Below are 26,344 nucleotides of genomic sequence, written 5' to 3'. Positions count from 1 at the left end.
TTTACGAAATGCAGAATACATGTTTAAACTGTAGTCAGACCGTCACTACAGTGTATTGCGGCAGCTGTGGACAAAAAACCAGTACCCATAGATATTCTCTTAAACATTTTATAGAGCATGATTTTATCCATGGCGTCTGGCATGTGGATAAAGGGCTTTTGTTTACAGTAAAAGAATTATTTACCAGGCCTGGTCATAGCGTAAGAGAATATATTCAGGGAAAAAGAGTTAATTATTTTAGTTTTATAACACTCTTAGTACTTGCGATCACGTTCTCTGCACTCATTTCACATTATTCTCATATCAATTTTGGAGATCTGGTTCCGGAATCGAGTAAATCTACCATGAACTCTTTTCAGAAATTTACGTCTGCTTACCCTAAAATAGTAATGCTCATTACCATACCTATCACTTCTTTTTTCAGTTATATCTGGTTTCGGAAGGCTTCTTTTAACTATTCTGAACATCTTGTTCTCAATTGTTATAAAATGGCCGCCGAAATGATTGCAGGCATGGTATTTACTTTAATTACCTTATTTTTTGATAACAGCAAGACTCTTACTTATCTGTATTTGTTAGCAACTTATCTTGTCAGCCTAACTTATGGAACCTGGTTTTATTTCCAATTCTTTTCTCAATCGGGATATTCCAGAGTATCCGTACTTTTCAGGAGTCTTATGATTCCCTTTACTTTTATGCTCTTTGTAATGGTTATTGGATATTTATCGGGGGCTATTGCTGCGGCATTACATTAAACTATAAAACCCTATTATAGAAAAAGGGCTTCCAAATTGGAAGCCCTTAACACCATATCACATATAATAAAAACTTTATTATTCAAATTAAAACTCATTAATCATGACGTAAAAATGTCCCGAGTACAAACTATTTGCATTTCCGGAAATATTGGTAAGATTAATGGTAACACTGGAAGTTGAGGTCATTCTCGGATTTGAAATTGAAAATGATGAATTTCCGGCAAAGTCTCCTGCTGGAGATACCACTACAACTGCTCTTGTAGAAGCAGGCTGAAATCCTGCCGGAACCGGTATTTCCAATGTTACAGATTTCCCCGGAGGCAGATTATTGATTGACACTCCCGGCCATGATTCAAAATTCATCTGATTTTTCTGTATACTTCCCTTTTCTCCCAGCTTAAACTGTCCGTTTACATCCAGCTTAGCAGAAGTGTTCGGAGCAACAGTGCCAATCCCTACATTCGCATTATTATTTCCCAAAACAATGGCATTGGCCTGTGAAGTGGTTGCTCCATATCCTACAGCCGTTGAATATTGTCCCAGAGCATTAGCTCCAGAGCCCACAGCCGTTGAATTTTCACTATTGGTAACCGCATTATACCCTAGAGCGGTTTCACTATTAGTATTTGTTTTTGCATTATACCCTACTGCCAATGACTGAAAACCTCCTGCAGAGGAGTTGTTTCCAATAGCTGTAGATTCATTTTTACTGGTTTGGGCATTGTGTCCGATTGCTGTAGACTTAAATGCACCTGCTGATGATTTATTTCCTATGGCCAGCCCCTCATTTGCTGAAACTGACGCAGCACTTCCAATGGATACTCCCTGGAATGCCGAACTTGAACTTCCGATAGCAATTCCGTTTTGGCCGGCATTGGCTCCCTGTCCAAAACTAACAGAATTATCAACTCCAAGTCTACCGGCAGTTAATGAATTAACTTTAAATATCAAATCATCCATGGTCTTTGTTCCCAAGAATAAATTGGTATTGGCTCCGCCATAGTTTCCCACATTGGTACCGGTAGTATTCCAGCCGCTTCCATCATCTTTAACCATACTTCCAGATGCCGTCGTTGAAATTTTGTTCCATTTGGAAGCATACCAATAATAAAATCCGGATTCCGGTAAACCTGCTTTCCCGTTATTCCATACTATAAGTCCGTCAGCAGGAGACTGTATAGTAGTTTGGTCTGCTATAGATTCAAGACTAATACTTGGCAGCAGTACTCCTTTATCTTTTGAATTGATTTGCAGCATTGCAGAACGGTCAGGATCAGGCGTACCTATCCCTACTTGTGCGAATGTAAAACCAGCAAATAATAAAAAAAGAAGACTGAGTTGAAATTTAGAATTTTCCTGCATTACCATGTTTTTTTTGGAGGCGCAAAGATACAAATATTTTAATAAATCAACAATTTTATTAAAAATAACATAATTAAACACACACAAAAGTGATTAAATTAAACTTTACTCACACTTGAATGAAAATTATTTATATATCAATACTTTAAACAAAAACCACTGGTATCCCCTAGCAATAACTCTACTATAAATACATCAAAACCTACTTAAATTATTCTTAAAAATAACCTTATAAAAATGATTTAACCAAAATTACTCACAATCTAATGAAACAACTTTCAATATGATCATTGACCATTCCTGTGGCCTGCATATGAGCATATACAACGGTAGATCCCATAAATTTGAATCCTCTTTTCTTCAGATCCTTAGATATACGGTCTGAAATTTCGGTTGTTGCAGGAACATCCGACAAAGTCTTAGGTTGATGATCTATAGGTTTTGCATCTACAAAATTCCATATATATTGAGAAAAGCTTCCGAATTCTTTTTGTACCTCCATAAACTTCTGAGCGTTGGTTACAGCAGCCAGTATCTTCAGCCTGTTTCTGATAATCCCGGAATCATTCATTAATTCTTCTATTTTATGATCAGAATATAAAGCCATCTTTTGATAATCAAAATGATCAAATGCCTTTCTGAAATTCTCTCTCTTGCTGAGAATAGTATACCAGCTAAGTCCTGCCTGAAAGCTTTCAAGAATCAAAAATTCGAAAATAGTCTTATCATCATATACAGGCCTTCCCCATTCCTGATCATGATATGCCCTATACAGATCATCTTTTTCGCACCATCCACAACGAATTTTTTCCATAGATTAAAAATTTATAGGTTAAAGTTAATACCCATTTTAGAAAAAATAAAAAAAGATTATGAAAAATTTAACAATATCACATCTTTTTAGGAATGGTTATTGTTTATTTATTAACACACAATTCAAATTACAAAATATAATATTATGAACAATTCAGAGTATAACAAAGCGGAAAATGCAGTGAATAATGTAGAGAACTCTTTACAAAATGCAACAGATCAGGCCAAGTGGAAAATCAATGAATTGGCAGACAGGGCCAAAGATTATATTAATGAGAAAAGGGGTAACGATCAGGAAGCTAATCAAGAAGATTGGTTAGACAGGGTAAAAGCTAATGTTTCAGATGCCTGGGAAGATATAAAAGATAAAGCGGATGAGGCATGGGAAAAAACCAAAGATGCGGCAGAGGATGTAAAAGCAGAATGGAATAAGAAAACCAACTAATAATTTCAGTCATATAAATATTTTCAATAAAATGGAGTCTTAAATCGATAAGGCTCCATTTTTATTATGTCATAACCACAATTATTGCTACATTTGTATTTCAATAAACATTAAAAAATTATGTCATACGGTTTACTTAAAGGCAAAAAGGGGATTATTTTTGGAGCCCTTAATGAACAATCTATCGCATGGAAAGTTGCTGAAAGATGTCATGAAGAAGGTGCGGAATTCATCTTATCTAACGCTCCTATCGCTTTGAGAATGGGAGAGCTTAATGGGTTAGCAGAAAAAACAGGTTCTGAAGTGATAGCTGCAGATGCTACTTCTATAGAAGACCTTGAAAAGCTTTTTGATGCTGCGACAGCAAAATTCGGGAAAATAGATTTTATCCTTCACTCTATAGGCATGTCCGTAAATGTAAGAAAAGGAAAACATTATACTGAAATGAATTATGACTGGTTAGAAAAAGGTTGGGATATTTCAGCTGTTTCTTTCCATAAAGTAATGCGTGTAGCTTGGGAGAAAGACTGTATGAATGAGTGGGGAAGTATTTTGGCCCTTACTTATATTGCAGCTCAGAGAACTTTCCCTGATTACAATGATATGTCTGATAACAAAGCTTATCTTGAAAGTATTGCAAGAACTTTCGGTAATTACTGGGGAGCGAGAAAAGTACGTGTTAACACAGTTTCTCAGTCACCTACCCCTACTACGGCAGGTAGTGGCGTAAAAGGTTTCGGAGGTTTCCTTGGATATGCTGAAGATATGTCTCCACTAGGAAATGCTACAGCTCTTGACTGTGCTAACTATTGTGTAACTTTATTCTCTGACCTTACTCAAAAAGTAACTATGCAGAACCTTTTCCATGATGGTGGTTTCAGCAGCTCAGGGGTTACTCAGAAAGTAATCAGCAAGTATGATGTTGAATAATTAAGAATATTATTTTTACTTATAAAATAAGAATCGGCGGCCTCTTTGAGGCCGCCGATTCCGTTAAAAATAATATTAATATGAAGTTATAAAATTACAGTCTGTATAGAATGGGCAGGTGCATTCAGTTTGGCAGCCATTCCTTCTATCCACAGATTTGTGTCGATATCATTGTCTGAATCATTCATAATTACGGTTACCAGTTGTCCGTTTTGATTCATGAAAGCAGTAGACGTAAGGGCAGCTCTGTTAGAAGAACTTCCGATTCTCTGGGCATTCGGTTTAATAAATTTTGATACATGTCCTACGTAGTAATATTCATAGGTATAATGTACTTCTCCGGTTTTGGTATCTGCAATAATTGGGGCAAAGCAGAAATTTCCTTTATGATTAGGTCCTCCGGTTTCATCCAGCAGGATATTCCAGTCTGTCCATAATGCATTTCCTTTGTTGAAGTCGTTAAGCATATTTTTCCCGTACAGCTCACCTAAGCTTACATCATAGATCTGATCCATTTTGAACTGTTCTTTACAGCCTTCAGTAAACGCCAGAAATTTATCTGGAAAAGCTCTGTGGGTTTCTGCTAAATTATCAAAAAGCTGGGTTTTATTATTCCATGTTTCATACCAGTGATATCCAATTCCATGAGCATATTTTGAAGTTTCAGGATCACTCAGGGTGGTGGTTGCTCTTTGATAGATCAGGTCTCTGTTATGATCCCAGATCATAACTTTTTTATCTTTATATCCATTTTTCCAAAGGGTAGGTCCCAGATTGTTTTTCAGAAATTCACCTTCCTCTTCTGCTGTATAGATACATGATTCCCAGCTTTGTGTTGCCATAGGCTCATTCTGAACAGTTAATCCCCACACATTAATACCTCTTTTTTCATATTCTTTGATGAATTGGATATAGTAATCTGCCCAGGTTTGATAATATTGATTTTCCAGTCTTCCACCTTTGTATAAACTCTTATTAGACTTCATCCAGGCAGGTGGGCTCCAGGGAGAAAAATAAAAGGTAAAGTTATTTCCTATCGCATTTTTCGCTTCTTTAATCATAGGAATCTTATACTTTTCGTCATGGGCAATATTGAAAGACTTCAGAGAAGTATCATTATCTGCCACATAGGTATAAGAGTCGCTGGAAAAATCACAGGAGTTCATATTGGTACGTACCACGGTATATCCCAATCCATCTTTACCAAAATAAGCGTCTAAAATTTCTTTCTGCTTATTTTTAGGCATTTTGTAAAAAGTTTCAGCCGAAGCATCAGTGATCGCCCCTCCTATTCCTATTAATTTTTGATATTTAAAACCGGGAGCCACAAAAATACAGGCTTCCGTTTCCTTAGGCTGTCCGAATTTTTCAAACTTTACAGATCCTTTATCGGTCATTTTTTCATTGACCTTAGAATTGGTAAGAATTACTTTAGCTGTTTTTCCTTCATTTTTCTTCCAATAGTTTTGCGCATTGGCATTGAAAACAACACCTACAACAAAACAGCTTACAATTAGTTTTCTCATATTTTTTTCTGTTTTTGGACTTATCGTCCTCATTTTCGCTATTTATTTTGATAGACTCTTACATAGTCTATGTAATACTTCTGTGGAAAAACAAGATCATCAATCCCCTCTTTTCCACCCCACATTCCTCCTACTGCTAGATTTAAAATAATGAAGTAAGGCTGGTCAAACGGCCATGCTCCATAATTTTTTTCTTTATTTTCGTAGGTGAAAAATTTGCGTTCATCTATATAAACGTCTATTTTTTCCGGTGTCCAGTCTGCTTTATAGACATGGAACGTTTCACTTACATCCTTTACAAACAGGGTATCTGTTTTCTGTGTTCCCTGAATATGGTTGTATTTTTTAGTGTGAACAGAAGCATGTACATACCCCTGATTAAAACCCACGTGCTCCATGATATCCAGTTCACCATCATCCGGCCATTTTTTCATATTTTCGCTCATCATCCAGATTGCCGGCCATGTTCCGCGGCCCTTGGGAAGTTTTGCTCTGACTTCTATTGTTCCATACTGAAAAGCAAATTTTCCTTTGGTTAAAAGTCTTGCAGAAGTATATTTATTGTTTTCCCAATTTTCTTTTTTAGCTTCAATGATGAGATTTCCTTTTTCCATTCTGACATTCTCAAGCCGGTTTTTAGTATAAAACTGAGCTTCCTCATTTCCAAAACCACCCCCTCCGGTATCATAATTCCATTTTAATGAATCCGGAAGTCCTTTACCATTAAATTCATCATTCCATATAAGGGTTCTGCCAGAATCCGGTATGTTTGAAGCACAATTGACAACAGAAAGGAAGAAAGCTCCTACTGTACATATTTTGATGATACTTTTAGCTTTGAGGTTCATATGGATTAGGTTTGTTTCGGCTAAAGCCATTTTCTGACATTTTACTAAGCGGGCTAAAACCCGTTCTTATCGAATTGGGCTTATTTCACCCAATTAATTCTTTTTGTCTGAACATTTTGAGAATGGGTTCCGATCATTATATCAAATTCCCCACTTTCCCAGTCAAAGTTCAGGTCTTCATCAAAAAATTTCAGTTCTTCAGGTGTCAGCTTAAAATCTACTTTTTTGCTTTCTCCCTTTTTGATGAATATTTTCTGAAAGCCTTTCAGTTCCTTCACAGGTCTCACTACTTTTCCGAAAAGATCCCTGATATAAAGCTGTACCACTTCTTCACCGTCATATTTCCCTGTATTGGAAACGGTAACACTGATGTTCAGTGTCTGATTTCCGGTAAGGTTTACTGAGCTTAAAATCATATCAGAGTATTTAAAATCTGTATAGCTCAGGCCATATCCAAACGGATATTTCGGATCATTATCAAGGTCTATATAGGCGGAAACATAGTTTCTGTCTGTATTATTTTTCGCAGGTCTTCCCGTATTAAAATGATTATAGTATACAGGGATCTGCCCTTCTGTTCTCGGAAAGCTCATCGGAAGTTTTCCTCCAGGATTTACGGTACCAAACAGAACATCTGCAATAGAGTTTCCTGCTTCTGTTCCGAGCCACCATGTGTACATAATCGCAGGAATATTGTCTGATGCCCAGTTGAAAATCAGAGGCCTTCCGGCATTAACCATCAAAATAATAGGTTTTCCCGTTTTGGCAATTTCTTTCAATAAATCTTCCTGAACGCCTGTAAACCCGATATTGCTTCTGCTTTTTGCTTCGCCGCTCATCGCATGGCCTTCCCCCAATGTCATAATGACAACATCAGCTTTTTTTGCAGTCTCTACTGCTTCCGAAAACTGACTTTTATCCTGATCATCCACATTGCAGCCCTTTGCATACATTAAAGTGGAGTTTTTATCGAGTTGATTTTTAATTCCATCAAATTGTGAAACGATTCTTTGGTTATCATCTTTGAAAGCAATAGACCAAAATCCGTGATTGGCTACAGTTTCTTTAGCAAAAGGACCAATCAAAGCAACCGTTTTTACCGTTTTTGAAAGCGGAAGAATATTCCCCTGATTTTTAAGAAGAACAATACTTTTGGAACCAAATTCTCTTCCGAATTTTCTATTCTCCCGATTGTCGGTTTGTTCTTTCTGCCTTTTTTCATTGCTGAATCGGTAAGGATCATCGAAAAGCCCCATTTCAAATTTTCTGGTTAAAATTCTCCCTGTCGCATCATCTACCAGTTTAGCATCTACTTTTCCTTCTTTAACCAGTTTGGGAAGTTGTGCCATGTATACACGGCTTTCCATATCCATATCACTTCCTCCCTGTATAGCTTTTTCTGCGGCTTCGTTAGCATCTCTGGCATAGCCGTGAGGAATCATTTCCCCAATGCTTCCCCAATCTGAAACTACAAAACCTTTATAATTCCATTTTCCCTTTAAAAGGTCTCTCTGTATATATTGGTTGGCTGTAGCCGGAATTCCGTTAATGTCATTAAAGGAATTCATAAAAGTAGCTACTCCCGCTTCTGCAGCAGCTTTGAATGGTGGAAGATAGGTTTCATTCAGCTGTCTGAGACTCATATCTACAGAATTATAATCTCTCCCACCTACAGCCGCTCCGTATGCTGCAAAATGTTTTGCACAGGCCATTACGGCATCAAGACTTCCCAACCCTCTGCCCTGAAATCCTTTAATCCTTGCTAATCCTATTTTTGTTCCCAGGTAAGTATCTTCACCAGAACCTTCCATTACCCTTCCCCATCTCGGATCTCTGGCGATATCCACCATTGGCGCAAACGTCCAGTGAATACCATAAGCAGCCGCTTCCGTAGCTGCAATTCTTTCTGATTTTTCTATCATTCCCAGATCCCAGCTTGCCGCCTGTCCCAGATTCACAGGAAAAGTAGTACGGTATCCATGGATAACGTCCTGCCCGAATAGCAAAGGAATTTTCAGTCTCGACTGCATTGCCAGTTTCTGAAATGCCCGGGTTTCTTCCGATCCTGCTACATTCAGCATGGAACCGACTTTACCTTTTTTAATTTCCTCTAAAACAGCTGCAGAATTAGACTGCTGAGGTCCTGTAGCATATTCGAAACCACTATACTGAACCATCTGTCCTACTTTTTCTTCAAGGGTCATTTTAGCCAGCAGCTCTGCTACTTTCTGATCAATTGTTTTCTGTCCGTAAGTGCTCATTCCCAATGTGGAAAATGCCAGTAAGAAATAAACTCTTTTCATGATATCAAATTAAAAAATAAAGGTTGCTGTAGAACGTCCTGAAATTGTTGCAGCAGCGGTTTTCCCGGCAAATTTAATATTAAAATTTTCATCTGCTTGATTATCGTTCTGAACAATTAAAACTATTTTCCCAAATTGAGTCTTAAAAGCTACTGTGGAAAGTTTATCGGTCTGTGTGGAAGCGATACGCTGAGAACCTGCAGGAACAAATTTCGAAGCGTGTGCAATAATATAGTAGGAAACATTTCTTGTGAAATTTTCACTGTCAGATACGGTAATTGCTCCCTTACATTCTGTACATCCGCCATCTGTATGGGGCTTATACTGAGGATCATTTGCCAGGTTCCATTCCAGAGCTATTTTACTCCAGTTTCTCATAGAACCGATGATCACATTTTTTGTATGCCAATTCAGGTCTTCATTAAAAGTTCCCTTTTCACCGGTCCACTGCTCCGTAAAATACAGATTTTTATCAGGGAAAGCATCGTGCACAGTACTTAAAGCAGAGATTTCACCTTCATATAAATGAAAAGCAGACCCGTCAATATATCGATACGCATCAGGATCTTTCAGAATGTCAATGGCATACTCGGGTTTATTACAATTATGGTCATAGACTACAATTTTAGTATGGATTTGATTTGTTTTAAATTCCGGACCTAAATGATTTTTGATAAAGTCTCTTTGCTGCTCAGATGGCATATATAAACTGGGATTATTTCCCGGATGCAGAGGTTCGTTCTGAGGCGTAACCGCATCAATATGAATCCCCTCTTTCTTCATTTCCTGAATATACTTTACAAAATACCGGGCATAAACACCATAGAATTCAGGTTGTAAACTCCCTCCTTTTGATTTTCCATTATCCTTCATCCACACCGGGGCAGACCACGGCGCTGCAATGATCTTAATTTTAGGATTAATAGCTAAGATTTCTTTTAACATAGCAATCAGAGCTTTATCCTTTGCCAGACTGAATTTTGAAAGACTGGCATCCGTATGCCCTTCCGGAAGGTCATCATAAGAAAATACCTCACCATCAAGATCCGAAGCTCCTATACTTAACCTTAAATAGCTTACAGAAATCGAATTTTTATCGTTTCCAAAAACCTCATTGAGTAGAGCTTTTCTTTTTGAAGGTGATAACCGGTTGATCACTTCCACACTTCCCCCTGTCAATGTATATCCAAATCCATCAACATATTGAAACTTTTGAGAACCATCAATTTCAATATTTTGATCATTATTGGAACCATTTCCAAATTTGAAAGGAGTCTGAAGTTGTAATTTTACGCTTTCATCGCCTTTTGTCAGCCAATACTGGACCTCATCGCCTTTAACCTCAGCAACCGATGTGCAGGATAAAGGAAAAAGTACCACACCACAAAGTAGTGCGGTACCTCTAAAGAAACTATATAAGTTGTGAAACTTCATGTTTAATAGCCTGGGTTTTGCTTGATCAGTGTATTAAGAAGTTCGTTATAAGGAATAGGTAAAAGCTCATTCCTGTTAGCCTTGAAACCTCTTGATGCCAATTTGGACGGCGCATCTCCCCATCTTACAAGATCAAACCAGCGGTGTCCTTCCCCAGCCAGTTCTCTTCTTCGTTCATCTTTTACTGCCTGCAGGGAAACCGGAACTGACGACAACCCAACTCTGGCTCTTACAGCATCCAGTAACGCCTGGGCTCTTGCTCCTGAACCATTGAGTGCTTCTGCTTCCATAAGATAAGTATCTGCAAGTCTTATTACGATGTAATTTCTGCTGTAATTAAGCTCCGGAGCTCCCGGAAGGTTAGATACTTCGTCTCTTGAAGGGAGATATTTATTCAGAAAATATCCGGTATCGTTGTGAGCCGGAGAATATTTAATCTCCCCATTAGCAGCCAGCTGTTTTGCATTCAATATAGTAGATTTTACCCTTGGATCGCTGGCCATGAAATTGTAAAGATCTTCAGTGGCAGTATTAAAAGCCCAGCCGGAAACAATATCCGGTGCTGAAGTCTTCAGCCTGTCATATCCTCTTGGCCCGATCATGATGCATATAGAATTCCCCTCATCTTTTCCCTGTCCCCAGAAAGGCCAGTCGGAATTTCCTTTATTAGTGTGCATAACTTCAAGAATAGATTCTGAGGTAAATTTATTTCCAGCCTTCCACAGGTCGTCGTAGTTGGCTACTAATTTATAACCATATTGACTGGCCTGCCCCGGCGTTCCGTTTACCTCTGCAAATTGAGCTGCAGCCTGAGCTTTTTTATTGTTATACAGATATATCTTACCCAGAATAGCCCGTGCTGTTCCCTGACTGATCCTTCCCACCTCAGCTTTGTTGGTAGGAGCTATAGCTAACGGAAGATCATTAATGGAAGCCTCAATATCAGATTCAATCTGGCTGTAAACAGCCTGAGGGTCTGCCTGAGGAATATTATAATAATCGTCTGTAGCCGTAATAGGTTTTAGAATCAAAGGAATATTTCCGAACATCTTCAGAAGTTCAAAATAATACAGTGCTCTTAGTGTTTTAGCTTCAGCAATGAACCTGTTTCTGGTCTGGTCATTCATTTTAGCATCAGGAATACGCTGAATCAAAAGATTGGCTCTGGCAATTCCCTGGTAAAAATCATTCCAGTAGGTTTTAGGAACCGATATCTGATCAATGGAAAAGTTAGAAAAACTTTGTATACCGGCGCCGTCTGTAGGGCTTCCTCCTCCTGAATAGAAATCATCAGAACCTGCATTAAAGAAAGTTACTGTATTTTCAAAACCTCCGGAATATTTTCTGAGAAGATCATATACCGATACCAAAGCACTGAAAGACTGCTCTTCATTCTGGAAATAGTTATTGGAGTCAAAAGCTCCTTTATTCTGTACATCTTCGATGAATTCATCACCACATGAAACGGAACTGAATCCGATCCCTGATGTAAGAACGACTAATAATATTGTTTTATAGAATCTGTTTTTCATGTTGTTTTTTTTAGAATTGAATGTTAGCTCCAAATAAGAATGTTCTGGCTTGCGGATAGTAAGCTCTATCGATACCGTAAGAATCATTTACTGCAATTTCAGGATCATATCCTGTGTACTTTGTAAATGTAAACAGGTTTTCCCCTGTTACGTAAAATCTGATCTTATTGGCCCCGAAGCGTTTGGAAACATCTCCCGGTAAGGTATATCCCAGCTGTACCAGCTTAATCCTCATAAACCCTCCATCCTGAAGATAATAATCGGACATTTTCGTATAGTTTTTATTATCGTCGTTAGCATCCAGTCTTGCCACAGTATTCGAAGTACCCGGGCCTGTCCATCTGTCCAGAATTGTAGTCTGGTAATTGCTGTAGAATAGGTCAAGTCTTCTTAATCCCTGGAAAATTTTATTTCCACCTTGTCCCTGAGCAAATATCATCAGGTCTACATTTTTATAGTTAAGATTCACAGTAAGCCCATATGTAAATTTGGGTACGGAACTTCCTAAATATTCGTAATCTTCATCACTGATTTTACCATCACCATTCACATCCGTTCTTCTAAAATCACCAGGTTTAGCACCAGGCTGAATCAGGTCGCCATTGGCATTTCTATAGGCGTCAATTTCTGCCTGCGTCTGGAAAATACCCGCATTTTTATACCCAAAAAAAGCACCATATGGTGATCCTACCTGGAATCTTGTCACAGGTCCCATAGACTGGAATGTAGCAAAATTTTCATAAATTTTATCATCCTCAAGTCTGGTTACCTCATTCTTTAAATAGGAGAAATTCCCATTAACAGAAATTCCAAAGTCATTCCAGTTCTTTTTATATCCTAAAGCGATCTCTACTCCGGTATTATCCATATCTCCAACATTTCTCCACGGTCTTTCGGGAGCTCCCACATACCCGGGAATATCTACCTGGCGAAGGATATCTGTTGTCTTCTTTTTAAACCAGTCTACCGTTAAAGTGAAATCCTGCAATAGTTTCAGATCTGCAGCAATATTCAGCTGTGAGGTTTCTTCCCATCGAAGATTCGGGTTTTCCAAAGTTGTTGGAGCGTATCCGATGACAATATTATTGTCACCATAGGTATAGTTGCTTCCTGATTTAAGGAAATTGGCAAATCTGAAGTTCTCGATGGCATCATTTCCTAAAACACCGTAGCCTCCTCTAAATTTTAACGTGTTTACAATTTTATTTTCAGGCCAGAAGTTCTCATTAGAAACGTTCCATCCCAATGAAAATGCCGGGAAATTTCCCCAGTGCTGCCCTTTTGCAAATTTAGAAGAACCATCTCTACGGATTGTTCCCGTAAAAAGGTATTTGTCTTCGTAATCATAGATCACCCTTGCGAAATATGATGCTTTATGCGTCTGAACCCCATCATTGGCAACGGTAGAACGGTTCTCCTGAGGAACATCAAAGTTGAAAGATGCATCTTCCCAGCTATTAATCGGAAGATTAATATAAGTCGTATTGTTTCCTGAGCCAATATTATAGTAGTAAGCCCCCTGGCCTATCAATACACTTAAGTTATGCGCTCCCCATTTATTCTGATAGGTCAATGTATTTTCAGTATTCCATTCCAGCTTTCTGTTACTCTCTCTCAAAAAGCTGTTGAAAACAGTATTTCTGGAGTTGGTATTCAGATAGTATTTAGGGGTAAACTGCTCTTTGCCCCAATAGGAAAGTTTACCGTTTAATGTCGTTTTGAATGTAAAATGATCCAGAAACTTCAGTTCCGCAAACACATTGGCTACAAAATCATCTGACCAGTTGTATTTTCCCAGCTGCGTCTGTCTGAATGCCAGTGGATTGGTCATTTCATTTTCCACAATAGTAGATACTCCGTATGGATTTCCGAAAGCATCCCTGATCAGGTAAGGAGAAAGTCCGGAGTTGTTATACGGGCTCGTATTCAGTAAAGCAGGGTCTGTCACCACTACAGGTGTTATAGGATCAAGGTTGATCACAGAGCTTAAAGGACCTCCATACTCATCATTGGCATTAATACCTTTGGTCTTTTGGTGGGTATACGATAAGGTCTGCCCAATGGTAAGAAAATCGAAAACTTTATGCGTGGAATTTAACCTAACATTCATTCTTTTATAATTGGAAATATCTCTCAGGACAATTCCGTCCTGCTCGTAATAGCCAAATGAAGAATAAAAAGTTGATTTATCATTTCCACCACTGATACTGAACTCATGAGACATTCTTTCAGCTGTATTAAAAGCGACATCCTGCCAGTCTGTTCCGGCACCAAAAGATTGAGGGTTGGTGAACCTTGGGTCTTTTCCTGCATTGGTCAGGGCTTCGTTGATAATTGTTCCATACTGGCTGGCGTTCAGAAGATCAAGTTTCTTGGCAGCTGATCCTACACCATAAAAACCATTATAGCTTAAGTTCATCTTACCCTTCCTTCCCTTCTTAGTCGTTACCAGGATAACTCCTTTCGCTGCGGAAACACCATAGATAGCAGAGGATGCACCGTCTTTCAGAATTTCTATATTCTCTATATCCGACTGGTTAAGCCATGCAATATTATCTACCACAATACCGTCCACTACCCATAAAGGATCATTACTTCCGGCTCCAAAGCTGGTTACACCACGAACTCTTACTGTCGCTGCAGATCCCGGCTGCCCGGAATTGGTAACTACAGAAACTCCGGCTGCCCTTCCCTGAAGAACCTGTTCCGGCTTACCAGAAGGAATATCTTCAATATCCTTGGCCCTTACACTGGATATAGCTCCGGTTACATTACTTTTTTTCTGACTACCGTAACCGATCATTACGATCTCGTCTATTTTGTTTTCTTTAGAAAGCGTGTCCTTCACCTTAGTCTGGGCACTGAAGTTGGCCGTAAAATAGAGGACGGCAACCAACCCTAAGCTTCTTGATATTCTTACATTCATATACAGTTATTATTTTAATTCTCAAATTGAGACAATAAAAATATATTTTTTTTCAATTAATTAACATTACATTAATAAATATTTTAATTTTTCGTTTATTTTTAAGGGTTAGAAGCGTTATCTTCGCACTAATATTTCATAAAAAGTAATAAAAACCTAATAAAATTAATCCCCAAAATGACCGTCAAGCTTTCCAATATTTCTCTTCCGTTAAAATTGACTTTTCTTATTTTTTCGATGGTATTGAATTGCATGGGGCTTATTATTCTTCAGCTTTCTGAGGCTAAAATTACCTACAGTGAACTGGGACTTCTGGAATCATTCAAGGATTTACCTATCGCATTCATTTCTCTGTTTGCCGTAGGTTTCATTAATAAAACAGGAACGAAAAAAGCATTAATTATGGCTTTGAGTATTGTAGGAATATGTTCCTGCCTTCTCCCGTTTATTGAAGTATTTTGGTTTTATAAATTATGGTTTGCCATCATTGGGGCATGTTTTGCTATCGGTAAAATTTGTGTTTTTGGAATTATCCGGAATAATATCTCAGATGAAAAATCGCTGGCTAAAACCATGAATAATGTGGAAGCTTCCTTTATGATTGGAATATTTGTAGTCAATACAGGTTTCGGCTGGCTGATTTCAAGCTCCTATTCTCAATTCTGGAAATTTGGGTTCTTACTTATAGCACTGGTCTGCATCATCACCATTATTTTATTTGCAAAAGCTGATATTTCAGAGGCCAAGCAACAGGAAAATAAAGGGATGATCTCCGAATTATCGGGATTTGCCACCCCACAGGTACTGCTCTTTCTGGGAGTAGTCTTCTTTATCGTATTTGTGGAACAGGGATTCAATTCATGGCTTCCGTCATTCTATAAAAACCACCTAAAGGTTAATTCATTTTTTGCCCTTCAGGCTACCTCTTTCCTGGCACTTTTCTCTTACGCCGGAAGAACTGTAACCGCCAATATTATCAGAAGGTTTTCATTACCCGGTTATTATATTTCATGTATATTTTTAATCCTTGCCATTCTTATAGCCATTGTCGGCATACAGTATTTTGGTTCGGAAAATTCAAGCCTGCTGCTGTTTTTGTTTCCGGTTATCGGGTTGTTCTTATCACCCCTCTACCCTGTTATTAATTCGAAAATGATTGCCCAGACCGATAAAGAGAAAGTAAATCTTTTTACTTCACTCATCGTCATATTCTCTTCTTTAGGCAGCTCTGTAAGCTCTATCATCATGGCTGTCCTTTTTGGAAAACAACTCTTACATTTCTATCCTTTATACATATTATGCTCTGTAATTGTGCTTTTTATGATTAGTTTGTTTTATTTTAAAGTATCTAAAAAGAAAATATAGAAAATAATTTTATTTTTACTCCCATGAAAATCAAAGACACAAAAAATAAAGAAACCCTTCGGGAACTTATTGATACAAAAGATTTTGTAGCTCATATATCTGTAGACTGCACCATATTCGGATTCCATAATAATATTCTGAAAGTATTGCTTCTGAAATATCATGATCTAGATTTGTGGTCACTACCCGGTGGTTTTGTATTCAATGATGAAGATCTTCGGGAAGCTGCCGAAAGAGTCCTGTTTGAAAGAACACACTTAAAAGGATTGTTCTTAAAGCAGTTTCATACTTTTGGAAGAATTGACCGTACAGAAAATAATGTCCATCAGATCCTTCTTCAGAACAAAGGAATTGAAGTCCCAAAGGACCACTGGATTTTCCAGAGGTTTATTACAGTGGGATACTGCAGTCTTATTGATTTCTCAGTAGCCAATACCTTTCCGGATGCATTCAATGAGAGTTGTGAATGGTTTGAAGTCAGTAAATTACCGAAAATGGCTTTCGATCACGACAGGATTATAGAAACCGGTTTGGAATATCTCCGTATGAACATCAATACAGAAGTAGCTGCCAGTAATCTCCTTCCTGAAAAGTTTACCATGAAAGACCTTCAGGCCCTCTATGAAACAATTTTAGGTCAGAAATTCCGAAGAAATAATTTTCAGCGGAAGATTTTAAGCTTAAATATCCTTGACAGGCTGGAGAAACTTTATGATGGCTCTGCTAATAAGGCTCCATACCTGTATAAATTCAAAAATGAAGTCCACAATTCTACCAATCAGTATCCTATATCTAATGATGAGGAGGAATAAAAAAGGAACATTCTTTTATAAAAATCAAAAAAATAACACTATATTACTGAAAATCAGCATTAATCTAAGTTTTTAAAAAAATTTTTTTAACCACCCGAAAAATGCTATTTTTAACAAAATCAAAAAAATCATGTCATATTATCCTCTTACAAGCATTCCTGATTACTATGGAATTGATGCTTTACTTACTGAAGAACATAAACTGATCCGCCAATCTGTAAGAGACTGGGTTGAAAGTTATGTAATGCCGCAGATTGACCAGGCAGCTCAAAATCACACCGATCTTCCCGGCCTTATGAGAGAATTGGGAAAAATTGGTGCTTTAGGTCCTTATATCCCGGTTGAGTATGGCGGTTCCGGATTAGATCAGATTTCTTATGGTCTTATCATGCAGGAATTGGAAAGAGGAGATTCAGCAGTACGTTCTGCTGCTTCAGTACAGAGTTCTTTGGTGATGTTTCCTATAAACGAATTCGGTTCTGAAGAACAAAAAATGAAATATCTTCCAAAGCTTGCTGCCGGAGAAATGATAGGATCTTTTGGACTTACTGAGCCTAATCATGGTTCTGATCCAAGTTCTATGGAGACCTATTTTAAAGATATGGGTGACCACTATCTTTTAAATGGTGCTAAAATGTGGATCACCAATTCTCCTCTATGCGATATCGCCGTAGTATGGGCAAAAAATGAGGAAGGAAAAATACAGGGATTAATCGTTGAAAGAGGAATGGAAGGCTTCACAACTCCTGAGACTCATAATAAATGGAGTTTAAGAGCTTCAAAAACAGGAGAACTGGTATTTAATGATGTAAAAGTTCCGAAAGAAAATTTACTTCCGGGAGTAACAGGATTAAAAGGACCTCTATCTTGCCTTAATTCTGCAAGATATGGAATTTCATGGGGTGTAATTGGTGCTGCTATCGACTGTCACTGTACGGCGGTTCAGTATTCTAAAGAAAGAAAACAGTTTGGTAAACCTATCGGATCTTACCAGCTTCAACAGAAGAAATTGGCTGAATTCTTAACTGAGATTACAAAAGCACAGTTATTATGCCTTCAGTTAGGAAATCTTAAAAACGAACATAAAGCGACTCCTGCGCAGATCTCTATGGCTAAACGTAACAATGTGAAAATGGCTATTGATATCGCAAGAGAATCAAGACAAATCCTTGGAGGTATGGGAATCATGGGTGAATTCCCAATGATGAGACACGCTGCCAATCTGGAATCTGTAATTACCTATGAAGGAACTCACGACGTTCATTTGTTAATCACCGGTTTAGATATTACGGGAATCAACGCTTTTTAAATAAAAGACAAAATAGAATAAAAGAGCCTGGCCAGTTGGTCAGGCTCTTTGTATTACTCACTTTCAAGAGAATTTATATTCATTGAATAGTTATTGATGTCGTAATTTTTTAATCAATTCCTTAAAAATATTACCTTAATCCCATTATAAATACATCAATATGAAAAAAATTACAACTTTTTTATTGGGCATTACCGCTCCGTTTTATTTTTCTCAGCAAAGAGGAGATCTCATAAGCGCAGAAAAAAAACTGGATCTTACTCCACAGGGAGTTGCTAATTTTATTGCCAATAATCTTGGTGAACAGAATGCTCCGGACTTTGTCAGTTATCTCAATGGTTTCAATGTAGGAGTAAAAGGATATAAAATAACCTATTATACCAAAAACGAAAAAGATGTCCTTGTAAAAGCAACAGGGCTTCTTATGTATCCTAATGTCAATTTCAAGCTTTCAACCGTTGTATCTGAGCACGGGACTACAGACAGTAGAAATAATGTACCTTCTAATTTTAAAGGGGCTTTAACGGCAGGATTCGTTGTGGAGCTCTCCTATGTTCTCAACGGATATATCCTAATGGCACCTGATTATGTAGGAATGGGAAGTGGAGACGGTGTACACCCTTACGTAGATTATCCTACGGAAGCAGGAGCCACCATAGATTTCATCACCGCAGCAAACAAGGTCCTTGCTCAGCTTGGCCTCAAACGTTATGATGAATATTTTCTGACGGGTTATTCTCAGGGAGCCCACGCGGCTATGTCGACATTAAAAAGCTTAAGTATTTCCAATCCGGGAAATATAAAATTTAAATATGCTTTTATGGGCGACGGGCCGTATGATATGTCCGGAACCACTTTACAAAAAGGGGTTTTAGACAAAGATATCTATCCGTTTAGCTCATTTTTGGCCAATGTTCTTCACAGTTGTAATAACGCTGGATATAAAACATATACTAATGATATTTCGGAAGTAATCTCAGCCGAATATCTGGACAGATATAATTATCATGTGGTTCAGGATAACGGAGGTTTGCTTTGGGGGCCTGTCATATGGAGAAAGCTTTTCACCAATACATTTGTCAATGAAGTTACAAACAATCCAAATCACAGATTCAGACAATGTCTAAAACCAAAAGACGTCTATGACTGGTACAATAAAACACCCATGACATTGGGGCACTCTACAGTAGACCTGGCTATTCCACCGGAAAACACTTCAAAAACCATTGATGTACAGAGAGGCTATTATCCGTGGTGGGATCTGAACAAATATAAACTGGATGCTATATATTGGGGACCTTTGGGGCATGTGGGAGGAATAATTCCATTCACTCTGGCTTCCAATGTAAAATTTAATACGCTTAGAAGTGGCGGACTTCTAAATGAATGGGCATTCCTGACTTCAAAACAGGCAGGAAATTCTTCACCCGAAGCCGCTCCATTGTATTCCTCCCAGATAAAACCGGATCTTGGAAACAAACAATTGGTTGAAATCACAGATTTCAATCAGGAAAAAGCAGCAGGCAGGTCTGCTTCAGAAAAAAGCCTGACCACCTTAAAAGATGGAGTCTATTTGTTGAAAGTATCAGAAAACAATGAGAATAAAATGATTCCGTTTGTCAAAAATACGCCTGCCGTAATTGCAGAGAATGAGATTGTACAATCGGAAAACAATGGCCTTCTACAATTAAAAGTTGATCAGGACGAGCTTTCCTCTATCAATGTTTTTGATGATAAGAAGAATCTGATCAAAACAATTTCTAAGGAACAATACCGTGAAGATGGCGGAATCAGCCTTCAAAATCTGGATCATCAAAATTATACCTTTGAAGTGGTTACTCCGTTTTATAATCTGCAGTTCAGTAAAGCAGTTGGAGAACGTCCATCCGAAAGCACTACCGAATTATTTACGCAAAACCGCCAGATTATGGCTAGAGCCCAGAATGATATTAAAACCATCAGCATATACTCTATTTCCGGTGCATTAATTCTCCAACAGGAAGTTAATAAACCACAGTTTGAATCGAGGAGTTTAGATCCGGGAATGTATGTGGTTCAGCTCACTCTATCCAATGGGAAAAGTATTCACAAAAAAGTAAAATTATAACACACTTTAATCCATTTTCATATTCATTTCAAGTTAATTTTATGCACTTCATTTTACGATGGATGAAGTGCATTTTTTATGATTACCCTTTCAAAAAGTAAGAAGAACTTCGTTCATATAAGGTCTTTTTTTATTAAAATTTAAATCCAATACTGAAATAAATCCTTGAAAAATCGAGCTGGTTATTTCGGGAAATATTAATATTAATGGGACCTATAAGAGATTCATATCCCAGGTTCAAAGCGTACCCGAACATATCAAAACTGTTATTAAAAGGAGAAAGCTCATCACTGATCTTCCCATAAGTAAAAGAAGGGGCAATATAAAACTTCTTCATCACTCTGTATTGCAGTGACAGTCCCCCTTTAACTACAGAGTTAGTAGGTAATTCTTTCTGCCGTAGTCCATTAAACTCAGGATTCATCAGCTCAGTGTTATATTCACTACCTCCCAAATTGTATTTTTCATTAAGAAAAAGATAAGGAATCTGTTTTTCTCTTACAGAACCCAGGCTTGCTCCAAGAAAAAAATTGGCTTTCAGCGCCAGTCTTCTCGTAATAGGATAAGCAAAATTTTCATTCAAAGTAAATGAAACAAAGTTCTTAGGTTTAAAATAATATTCAGCTTCAGGATTCAGTATCGCATACAGCGTGGGCTGTACACTGCTTAAATCATATAACTTATAGCTGTCTCCATAATACAAACGTGCACTTACCTGGAGATGATTTCCTCTGGTAAAATAATATCTCTTATTAAGGTTATTCTGCTCAAACTTCAAAAAAGTATTGAAATTGCTGTGATTGTACAGCTTTTTGTTATAATTATCCGTTTTTGTCTGATCTACTTTATCCAGCAACGTATACATTCTCTCCAGATTGAATTCCGTTCCTAAAGAAAGAAAAGCATTGGGAGACACATTATAGTTCAACGCTATTTTCCCGGTGATATTTCTATACATATGATTGGGGAATTTTGCATTGGCATCTTCATCAGATACATTAAGCAATCTGAAGGTTAAGTCATTACTTTTAAGGTGAACAATCTTCGCTTCGGCATCAAACCACCAGCGGTCCTTCTTACCTAGAAACTGCTGATAAGCCAATCTCGCCTTAAAACGTTCTGAAACATCTACCGTTGCCAAAAATCTAGATCTGTTCATCAGGATATTTCTATAGGTATAATTGACAATAATCCCTACCGATTGTTCATTGTCATAGTGAAGGGCCAGTTTGAAAGCTCCTTTTTTGGCCTTTTTTACAAAAACATTCATTACAAGGCCATCACCTTCATTGGTATAAGTGTAATAAACCTTCACATATTGCCGCATCCCAAATACCCTGTCTATTGCTTCATTAACTGTTTTCACATCATAATAATTCCCTTCTTCCAGGTTCATTTGGTTTTTAATAACCTCAATTTCTGTGGCATCTGTAAGTGGCGTTCCATCTTCGTCGTTAAATGTAAACTTTGTAGTAGGAAGTTTTACTTCTTCAATCAACGTATGCTCATACTTGATGCCTGCTTTTCGCTGAGCCTCTGCCAAAGCTACAAACTCAGAAAGATGTTTTTTAGCTTCAATTTCACCAATTTTAATAATCCTTCTGAATTTGGCAAAATCTTTTGTGGTAATCTCTCCCAAAGGATCCACAAAATCTACCAGGATATTGGATAATGCTTTCTGATGCTTGAAATCTTCCACAGACCTGATTGCATGAGTCTGATAGATCATTTTCATAGGATTCTCAATCTCCTTTTTGGTAAAGAGCCTGAATCCCGTATACCCTCCAATCACAAAATCGGCGCCCATCTCGCGAACTTCATTCGCAGGATAATTCCTGTCCAGACCGCCATCCACCAAAAGCTTCCCATCGATATACACCGGAGCAAAAGCTGCCGGGATAGCCAACGTAGCACGGATAGCCAATGGCAGGGAGCCTTTTTTCTGCATGATCAACCCTCCATTTTCGATATCTGAAGAAGTAAGCTGTACAGGAATCCGCAATTGGCTGAAATCATTGATATGCTTTGCATTGAATGTAAGTGTATTAAGAACCTCACCCATATATTGTCCTTCAATATAGGAACTGGGTAACGTGGGAAAACCTTTCACAACCGGAAACTCAAGGATGTACTTATCATATTCATCCTTTTCACTGATATTCACTTTACGATAAGGAATTTTATTGCTGAGAATTCTGTTCCAGTCAACTTTATGAACGGTAGACTTTAGCTGATCAGCATTATATCCCATTGCATACAAACCTCCTAAAATCCCTCCCATACTGGTTCCGGTGATATAATCCACTTTAATTCCCAATGAATCTACCATTTTAAGAATCCCGATATGAGCAAATCCTTTAGCCCCACCACCACTAAGGGCCAAACCAAATTTAGTATCCTTGGTGATGTGTTGTAATGCAATATTCAGAGAGTCATTTTTTTGCTGGGACCTGGCAGTTAAGAAAAGAAATGTGCTTAAAAATATCAGATTCTTCTTCATGCGGAATTTTTATTTTTTCAGGCTCAACTATATACGAGTTTAACCGAGCCCTAAATATACAACAAAAAGCATTTTCCTTGATCTACACTCGCGTACTAAAGAATAATTTTATCAAAAAAAATCGGGTTAACAATAAAAAGAAAAAGGACTCTTAATAAGCCTTTATACTTTCCACAAAAGGAATATCCGGATTGAGAATTTCAAGAATAAGACTCTTAACAGATTTCATAGCATCATCAATATTTCCTTTTTCAAACTGTAAGGAAATGACCCCTTTTTTAGCTTCAGAAAAGCTCCAGATTCCGGTTTCTATCGGGAAACCCCAGAACTCCGGTAAATGCTGCACCACATAATGATAAATACAAAGCTGTAAAGCCTGTTTTCTTTCACTGTTATGAAAATAACCCTCTACATTCTCACCATCAATCTTGACAATGAGATTTTTAATCTTGGCCGTTTTGTAATCGATGATTCTTAAAGTTCCATTCAGTTTATCTATCCGGTCAATGAACCCCAGGAAGGAAATTTTATCATTTCCATCAAGATAAAAATCAATATTTTCAAACCTCCTTTCTATATCGATGATCTCCAGTTTATTCCCTTGTTTTACCAGCTCAAGATCATGTCCCAGAATATTTTCAATCACTTTTTTCGCAATGGCTTTGTGAATATAGTTCATTCCCTTTTCATAGAATTCCGGCTGATGTTTAAGCTTTTCAATCGCAATATCTATATATTTATCAATCGCTTTAATTGAATTTTCTAAATCACTTTCTTTTAACACCTTACCCTTTATCTCTTCATATATTTCCTGAAGTGAATAATGCACAAGATTTCCATAATTTTTCACAGATAATTCTTCTTCAATTTCATCTGTTTCTGAAGTATTTAAAATCTTTGATAAATAAAAATCGATAGGATTATAAAGGTAGCTTGTAAGGTGGGAAGCCGATACTTTTTTCTTCCAGTTCTGAAGCCTCTCCTGAACAATTTCTGTCTTAGGAATTTCTATAGGTTTGGTTAGAATAGGTTCTGAAGAATTTTCAATAATCAGGTGTTCAATAGTATGGGAACTCTCCATTTCTATCTGCGTAATAAATCTGCTTTTTTCACCGGTATTCACTCCGGAACTCAACGCATTGTACAACAAATGTACATTGGTAGAATCCTGAATCAGGCGGTAAAAGTGATAGGCATAAATACTGTCATTTTCCAGGAAAGTATGAAGATCAAAAAACTTCCTGATATCAAAAGGAATATACGTATTCTGTGAGTTTCCAAGAGGAAGTTTTCCTTCATTAACGGAAAGCATAATGACATTCTCAAAATTCAGGAGACGGGTCTCCAGCAGTCCCATAATCTGTAGTCCTCTTAGAGGCTCACCCTGAAAATCAATACTTTCAGAATTGATATACTGATTGATCAGGATCTCCAGCGTATCCATTTTAATACTGATATTATAGGGAGTCAGCTGGTTTTTGATAATACGGAAGGCATTTTCAAAGTGAGAAACATTTTCATATTGAATATCATCTATTTCCAGCCATTTTACCTGCTGACAAAATGTAATAAGGATATCCAGGTATGCATAGGTATTCTCTGCCTTTTGAAGCAGTCCGAAATAAGAAAGTCCGCTTAAAAGCTCCTGCAGGAGTTTTCTGGAAATATAAACAATATTCCTTTCTTCTATTTTCGCTTTAAAATCATTGATGATCTGCTCATCTTCAGCAGATTTTGGCAGTTCTTCCAAAATAGGAAAAACATCCCGGTAATAATAAGAAGATTTATTTTTCTCCAATTGTTTCTGAAGATAGAAAAGGCGTTTTACAGCATTGGAAAAAGACAGGTTTTTCAATGGAAAACCCATGGTAATATTTAAAGTCTCTATCCCGTGCATCACATCGAGACTCGCCGGAAGAAGGTTTTCATCAAGCAATACTACAGCTGTATTGGAATAGGTTTTATTATTAATTTCCTTGAATATTTCCGGTAATACTTTCGTCTGCGTAACATTTCCTGAAACTTCGTATACTTTGATATTTTTAGGCTGGTTAAAATCATCTTCAATCCACTGAAAAGCACGGTTGTCATCAAACTCCTTCCATGTTTTATGGTTTCTGAGAAATTTTCCGGCTTCCTGTCTTTCATCATCAAAATAATAGCGGTCAGCCTGAAAGAAACACTGGGCTTTATTCCATTGCAACAGGCTCCTTACGAGTTTTTCTTCCACCGGTGTGAAAGCATTAAAGCCACAAAACACAAAGTGTTCTGAAGTATTTTTAGCGAAGGAGACAATTTCAGCTTTAGCCGTTTCATGAATCATCCCTGAGGTTGCCCAATTTCTTTCTTTAAGCCTTTCCTTTAACGCCGGAAGAAATATATTCATATTCTGCCAGAAATTCAGGAATTTCTTTCTGGGTACATCATCATCTTCTCCAAGATTCTGAGCCCATTCTTTAATCCTCTCCTCATCAAACATATATTCTAATACGGCCTGATCACTATCCGAAAATTTCAAAACATCATCCCAGTCTTTCTGTAAAGTAGGAAACCATTTTAAAAATTCTGAAAAATCATCATTCGGAATAAGATTCAGACTTCTGTAAACATCAAATGAAAAAAGCCAGAGAGGTATTCCCTGGATAGGCTGTTTATCTGCAATGGTATTAATCAGCTCTTCCACGGTAAAGAAATTGGGAAGAAATCCTGAGTAGTTGCTCTCCTCTAAGATCTGTCTGATAAATACAATGGGACGCTTTCCGGGCAGAATGATATTAAACGCAGAAAGGTCCTGGTTTTGTGCCAGCAGTTCGTGAATGATCTTATTGAGGAATTTCAAGGGGCTTTATAGCTTTTTAAATGTTCTAATTCTTCAGCAATGGCAGTATTATATTCTGCCTGCTTTTCTTTATTCATCCCATGACTGGTATCTTTGTCATAGGAGATCTGAAAGTTTTTATAATCGTTGGATATGTCTTTATAAATTGAAGCAAACCATTTATCATAATCAGCCGAAGTATTGATTTTTTCGGCAATCATTTTTCGCATTTTTCTTACAAATAACTCTGCAATATCAAAATGTTTTTGCTCATGGACTAAGATATAATCATTAATCTTTTTCACATCCTTCCATGATTTATCTTCATTGAAAATTGTTTTGATCTCTATTTTAACAGGAGATTTAGGATTGGTAGATTTGATGACTGAATATTCCCAGCCACAATGCGTATAGGCGGCTACATCCGGATTATTTTTTCTGTTCGCTGTACTTTTAAAATTATTCCAGTCAAGTTTTTGATCTTCCTTCCAGATTATCTTTTGTCCAAATACAAGGTGTACAGCTAAAAAGAGGGATAAAACAATCAGTTTCATGC

At 37.5% G+C, this 26,344-nt stretch carries 18 protein-coding genes; 7 read left to right on the top strand and 11 right to left on the bottom strand.

What is annotated here, in order from left to right:
• Nucleotides 1-8: 8 nt before the first annotated feature.
• Nucleotides 9-755, top strand: coding sequence for a DUF3667 domain-containing protein (locus DRF57_RS17050; protein ID WP_115919792.1), 747 nt, complete (start codon nt 9-11; stop codon nt 753-755).
• Nucleotides 756-842: 87 nt separating this feature from the next.
• Here the strand turns inward: DRF57_RS17050 and DRF57_RS17045 are convergent, their stop codons facing one another.
• A complete protein-coding gene (locus tag DRF57_RS17045) occupies nt 843-2,120 on the bottom strand; it encodes a hypothetical protein (RefSeq protein WP_167449382.1) in 1,278 nt (425 codons plus the stop codon).
• Between the two features lie 256 nt (nt 2,121-2,376).
• Nucleotides 2,377-2,934 carry a DNA-3-methyladenine glycosylase I gene (locus DRF57_RS17040; RefSeq protein ID WP_115919788.1) on the bottom strand — a complete coding sequence of 186 codons (558 nt, stop codon included), beginning with the start codon at nt 2,932-2,934 and terminating at the stop codon, nt 2,377-2,379.
• Between the two features lie 144 nt (nt 2,935-3,078).
• Here DRF57_RS17040 and DRF57_RS17035 point away from each other — a divergent pair, with 144 nt between their 5' ends.
• Complete coding sequence (locus tag DRF57_RS17035; RefSeq protein ID WP_047495450.1) at nt 3,079-3,378, top strand: hypothetical protein; 300 nt, start codon at nt 3,079-3,081, stop codon at nt 3,376-3,378.
• Between the two features lie 120 nt (nt 3,379-3,498).
• Nucleotides 3,499-4,308, top strand: coding sequence for an enoyl-ACP reductase FabI (locus tag DRF57_RS17030; protein WP_047495453.1), 810 nt, complete (start codon nt 3,499-3,501; stop codon nt 4,306-4,308).
• Between the two features lie 86 nt (nt 4,309-4,394).
• Here DRF57_RS17030 and DRF57_RS17025 read toward each other — a convergent pair whose 3' ends face one another.
• Genes DRF57_RS17025 through DRF57_RS17000 form a run of 6 tightly spaced genes read right to left on the bottom strand, consistent with a single transcriptional unit; the run spans nt 4,395 to nt 14,877 of the window.
• Nucleotides 4,395-5,834, bottom strand: a complete 1,440-nt coding sequence (locus DRF57_RS17025) for a glycoside hydrolase family 30 protein (protein ID WP_115919802.1) — start codon at nt 5,832-5,834, stop codon at nt 4,395-4,397.
• Nucleotides 5,835-5,872: 38 nt separating this feature from the next.
• Nucleotides 5,873-6,712 carry a glycoside hydrolase family 16 protein gene (locus DRF57_RS17020; protein WP_228405975.1) on the bottom strand — a complete coding sequence of 280 codons (840 nt, stop codon included), beginning with the start codon at nt 6,710-6,712 and terminating at the stop codon, nt 5,873-5,875.
• Nucleotides 6,713-6,762: 50 nt separating this feature from the next.
• Nucleotides 6,763-8,985, bottom strand: coding sequence for a beta-glucosidase BglX (gene bglX / locus DRF57_RS17015; protein ID WP_115919786.1), 2,223 nt, complete (start codon nt 8,983-8,985; stop codon nt 6,763-6,765).
• 9 nt (nt 8,986-8,994) lie between these two features.
• A complete protein-coding gene (locus tag DRF57_RS17010; RefSeq protein WP_115919784.1) occupies nt 8,995-10,419 on the bottom strand; it encodes a glycoside hydrolase family 30 protein in 1,425 nt (474 codons plus the stop codon).
• Between the two features lie 2 nt (nt 10,420-10,421).
• The gene (locus DRF57_RS17005; protein ID WP_115919782.1) at nt 10,422-11,951 is read right to left on the bottom strand and encodes a RagB/SusD family nutrient uptake outer membrane protein; all 1,530 of its coding nucleotides are present in this window, start codon (nt 11,949-11,951) and stop codon (nt 10,422-10,424) included.
• Nucleotides 11,952-11,961: 10 nt separating this feature from the next.
• Nucleotides 11,962-14,877 (bottom strand): SusC/RagA family TonB-linked outer membrane protein, encoded by a 2,916-nt coding sequence (locus tag DRF57_RS17000; RefSeq protein ID WP_115919780.1) that lies wholly within the window; start codon nt 14,875-14,877, stop codon nt 11,962-11,964.
• Between the two features lie 177 nt (nt 14,878-15,054).
• Between DRF57_RS17000 and DRF57_RS16995 the strand changes: the two genes are divergently transcribed.
• The 4 genes from DRF57_RS16995 to DRF57_RS16980 all read left to right on the top strand — a co-directional run bounded on the left by DRF57_RS16995 (nt 15,055) and on the right by DRF57_RS16980 (nt 20,470).
• Entirely contained in the window at nt 15,055-16,242 is a 1,188-nt protein-coding gene (locus DRF57_RS16995) for an MFS transporter (protein ID WP_081989214.1), read from the top strand.
• Nucleotides 16,243-16,265: 23 nt separating this feature from the next.
• Entirely contained in the window at nt 16,266-17,054 is a 789-nt protein-coding gene (locus DRF57_RS16990; RefSeq protein ID WP_052188786.1) for an NUDIX hydrolase, read from the top strand.
• Nucleotides 17,055-17,184: 130 nt separating this feature from the next.
• Nucleotides 17,185-18,363: an acyl-CoA dehydrogenase family protein gene (locus DRF57_RS16985; protein WP_047495482.1), complete on the top strand. Its 1,179-nt coding sequence runs from the start codon at nt 17,185-17,187 to the stop codon at nt 18,361-18,363.
• A gap of 160 nt (nt 18,364-18,523) precedes the next feature.
• The gene (locus tag DRF57_RS16980) at nt 18,524-20,470 is read left to right on the top strand and encodes a T9SS type A sorting domain-containing protein (RefSeq protein ID WP_115919778.1); all 1,947 of its coding nucleotides are present in this window, start codon (nt 18,524-18,526) and stop codon (nt 20,468-20,470) included.
• 133 nt (nt 20,471-20,603) lie between these two features.
• On the opposite strand, the gene DRF57_RS16975 is transcribed toward DRF57_RS16980, so the two are convergent.
• From DRF57_RS16975 to DRF57_RS16965, 3 genes are all read right to left on the bottom strand, one after another.
• Nucleotides 20,604-22,970: a patatin-like phospholipase family protein gene (locus DRF57_RS16975; protein ID WP_115919776.1), complete on the bottom strand. Its 2,367-nt coding sequence runs from the start codon at nt 22,968-22,970 to the stop codon at nt 20,604-20,606.
• Nucleotides 22,971-23,121: 151 nt separating this feature from the next.
• Nucleotides 23,122-25,809, bottom strand: coding sequence for a PD-(D/E)XK nuclease family protein (locus DRF57_RS16970; protein ID WP_115919774.1), 2,688 nt, complete (start codon nt 25,807-25,809; stop codon nt 23,122-23,124).
• Entirely contained in the window at nt 25,806-26,342 is a 537-nt protein-coding gene (locus DRF57_RS16965; RefSeq protein ID WP_047495493.1) for a DUF922 domain-containing protein, read from the bottom strand. The genes DRF57_RS16970 and DRF57_RS16965 overlap by 4 nt, the downstream gene beginning before the upstream one ends.
• Between the last annotated feature and the right edge of the window lie 2 nt (nt 26,343-26,344).

It is taken from the genome of Chryseobacterium rhizosphaerae (assembly GCF_003385455.1).
Classification (GTDB): Bacteria; Bacteroidota; Bacteroidia; order Flavobacteriales; family Weeksellaceae; genus Chryseobacterium; species Chryseobacterium rhizosphaerae.
Note: the sequence above shows the minus strand (reverse complement) of the source record. Positions and strands in the feature narration are given on the sequence as shown.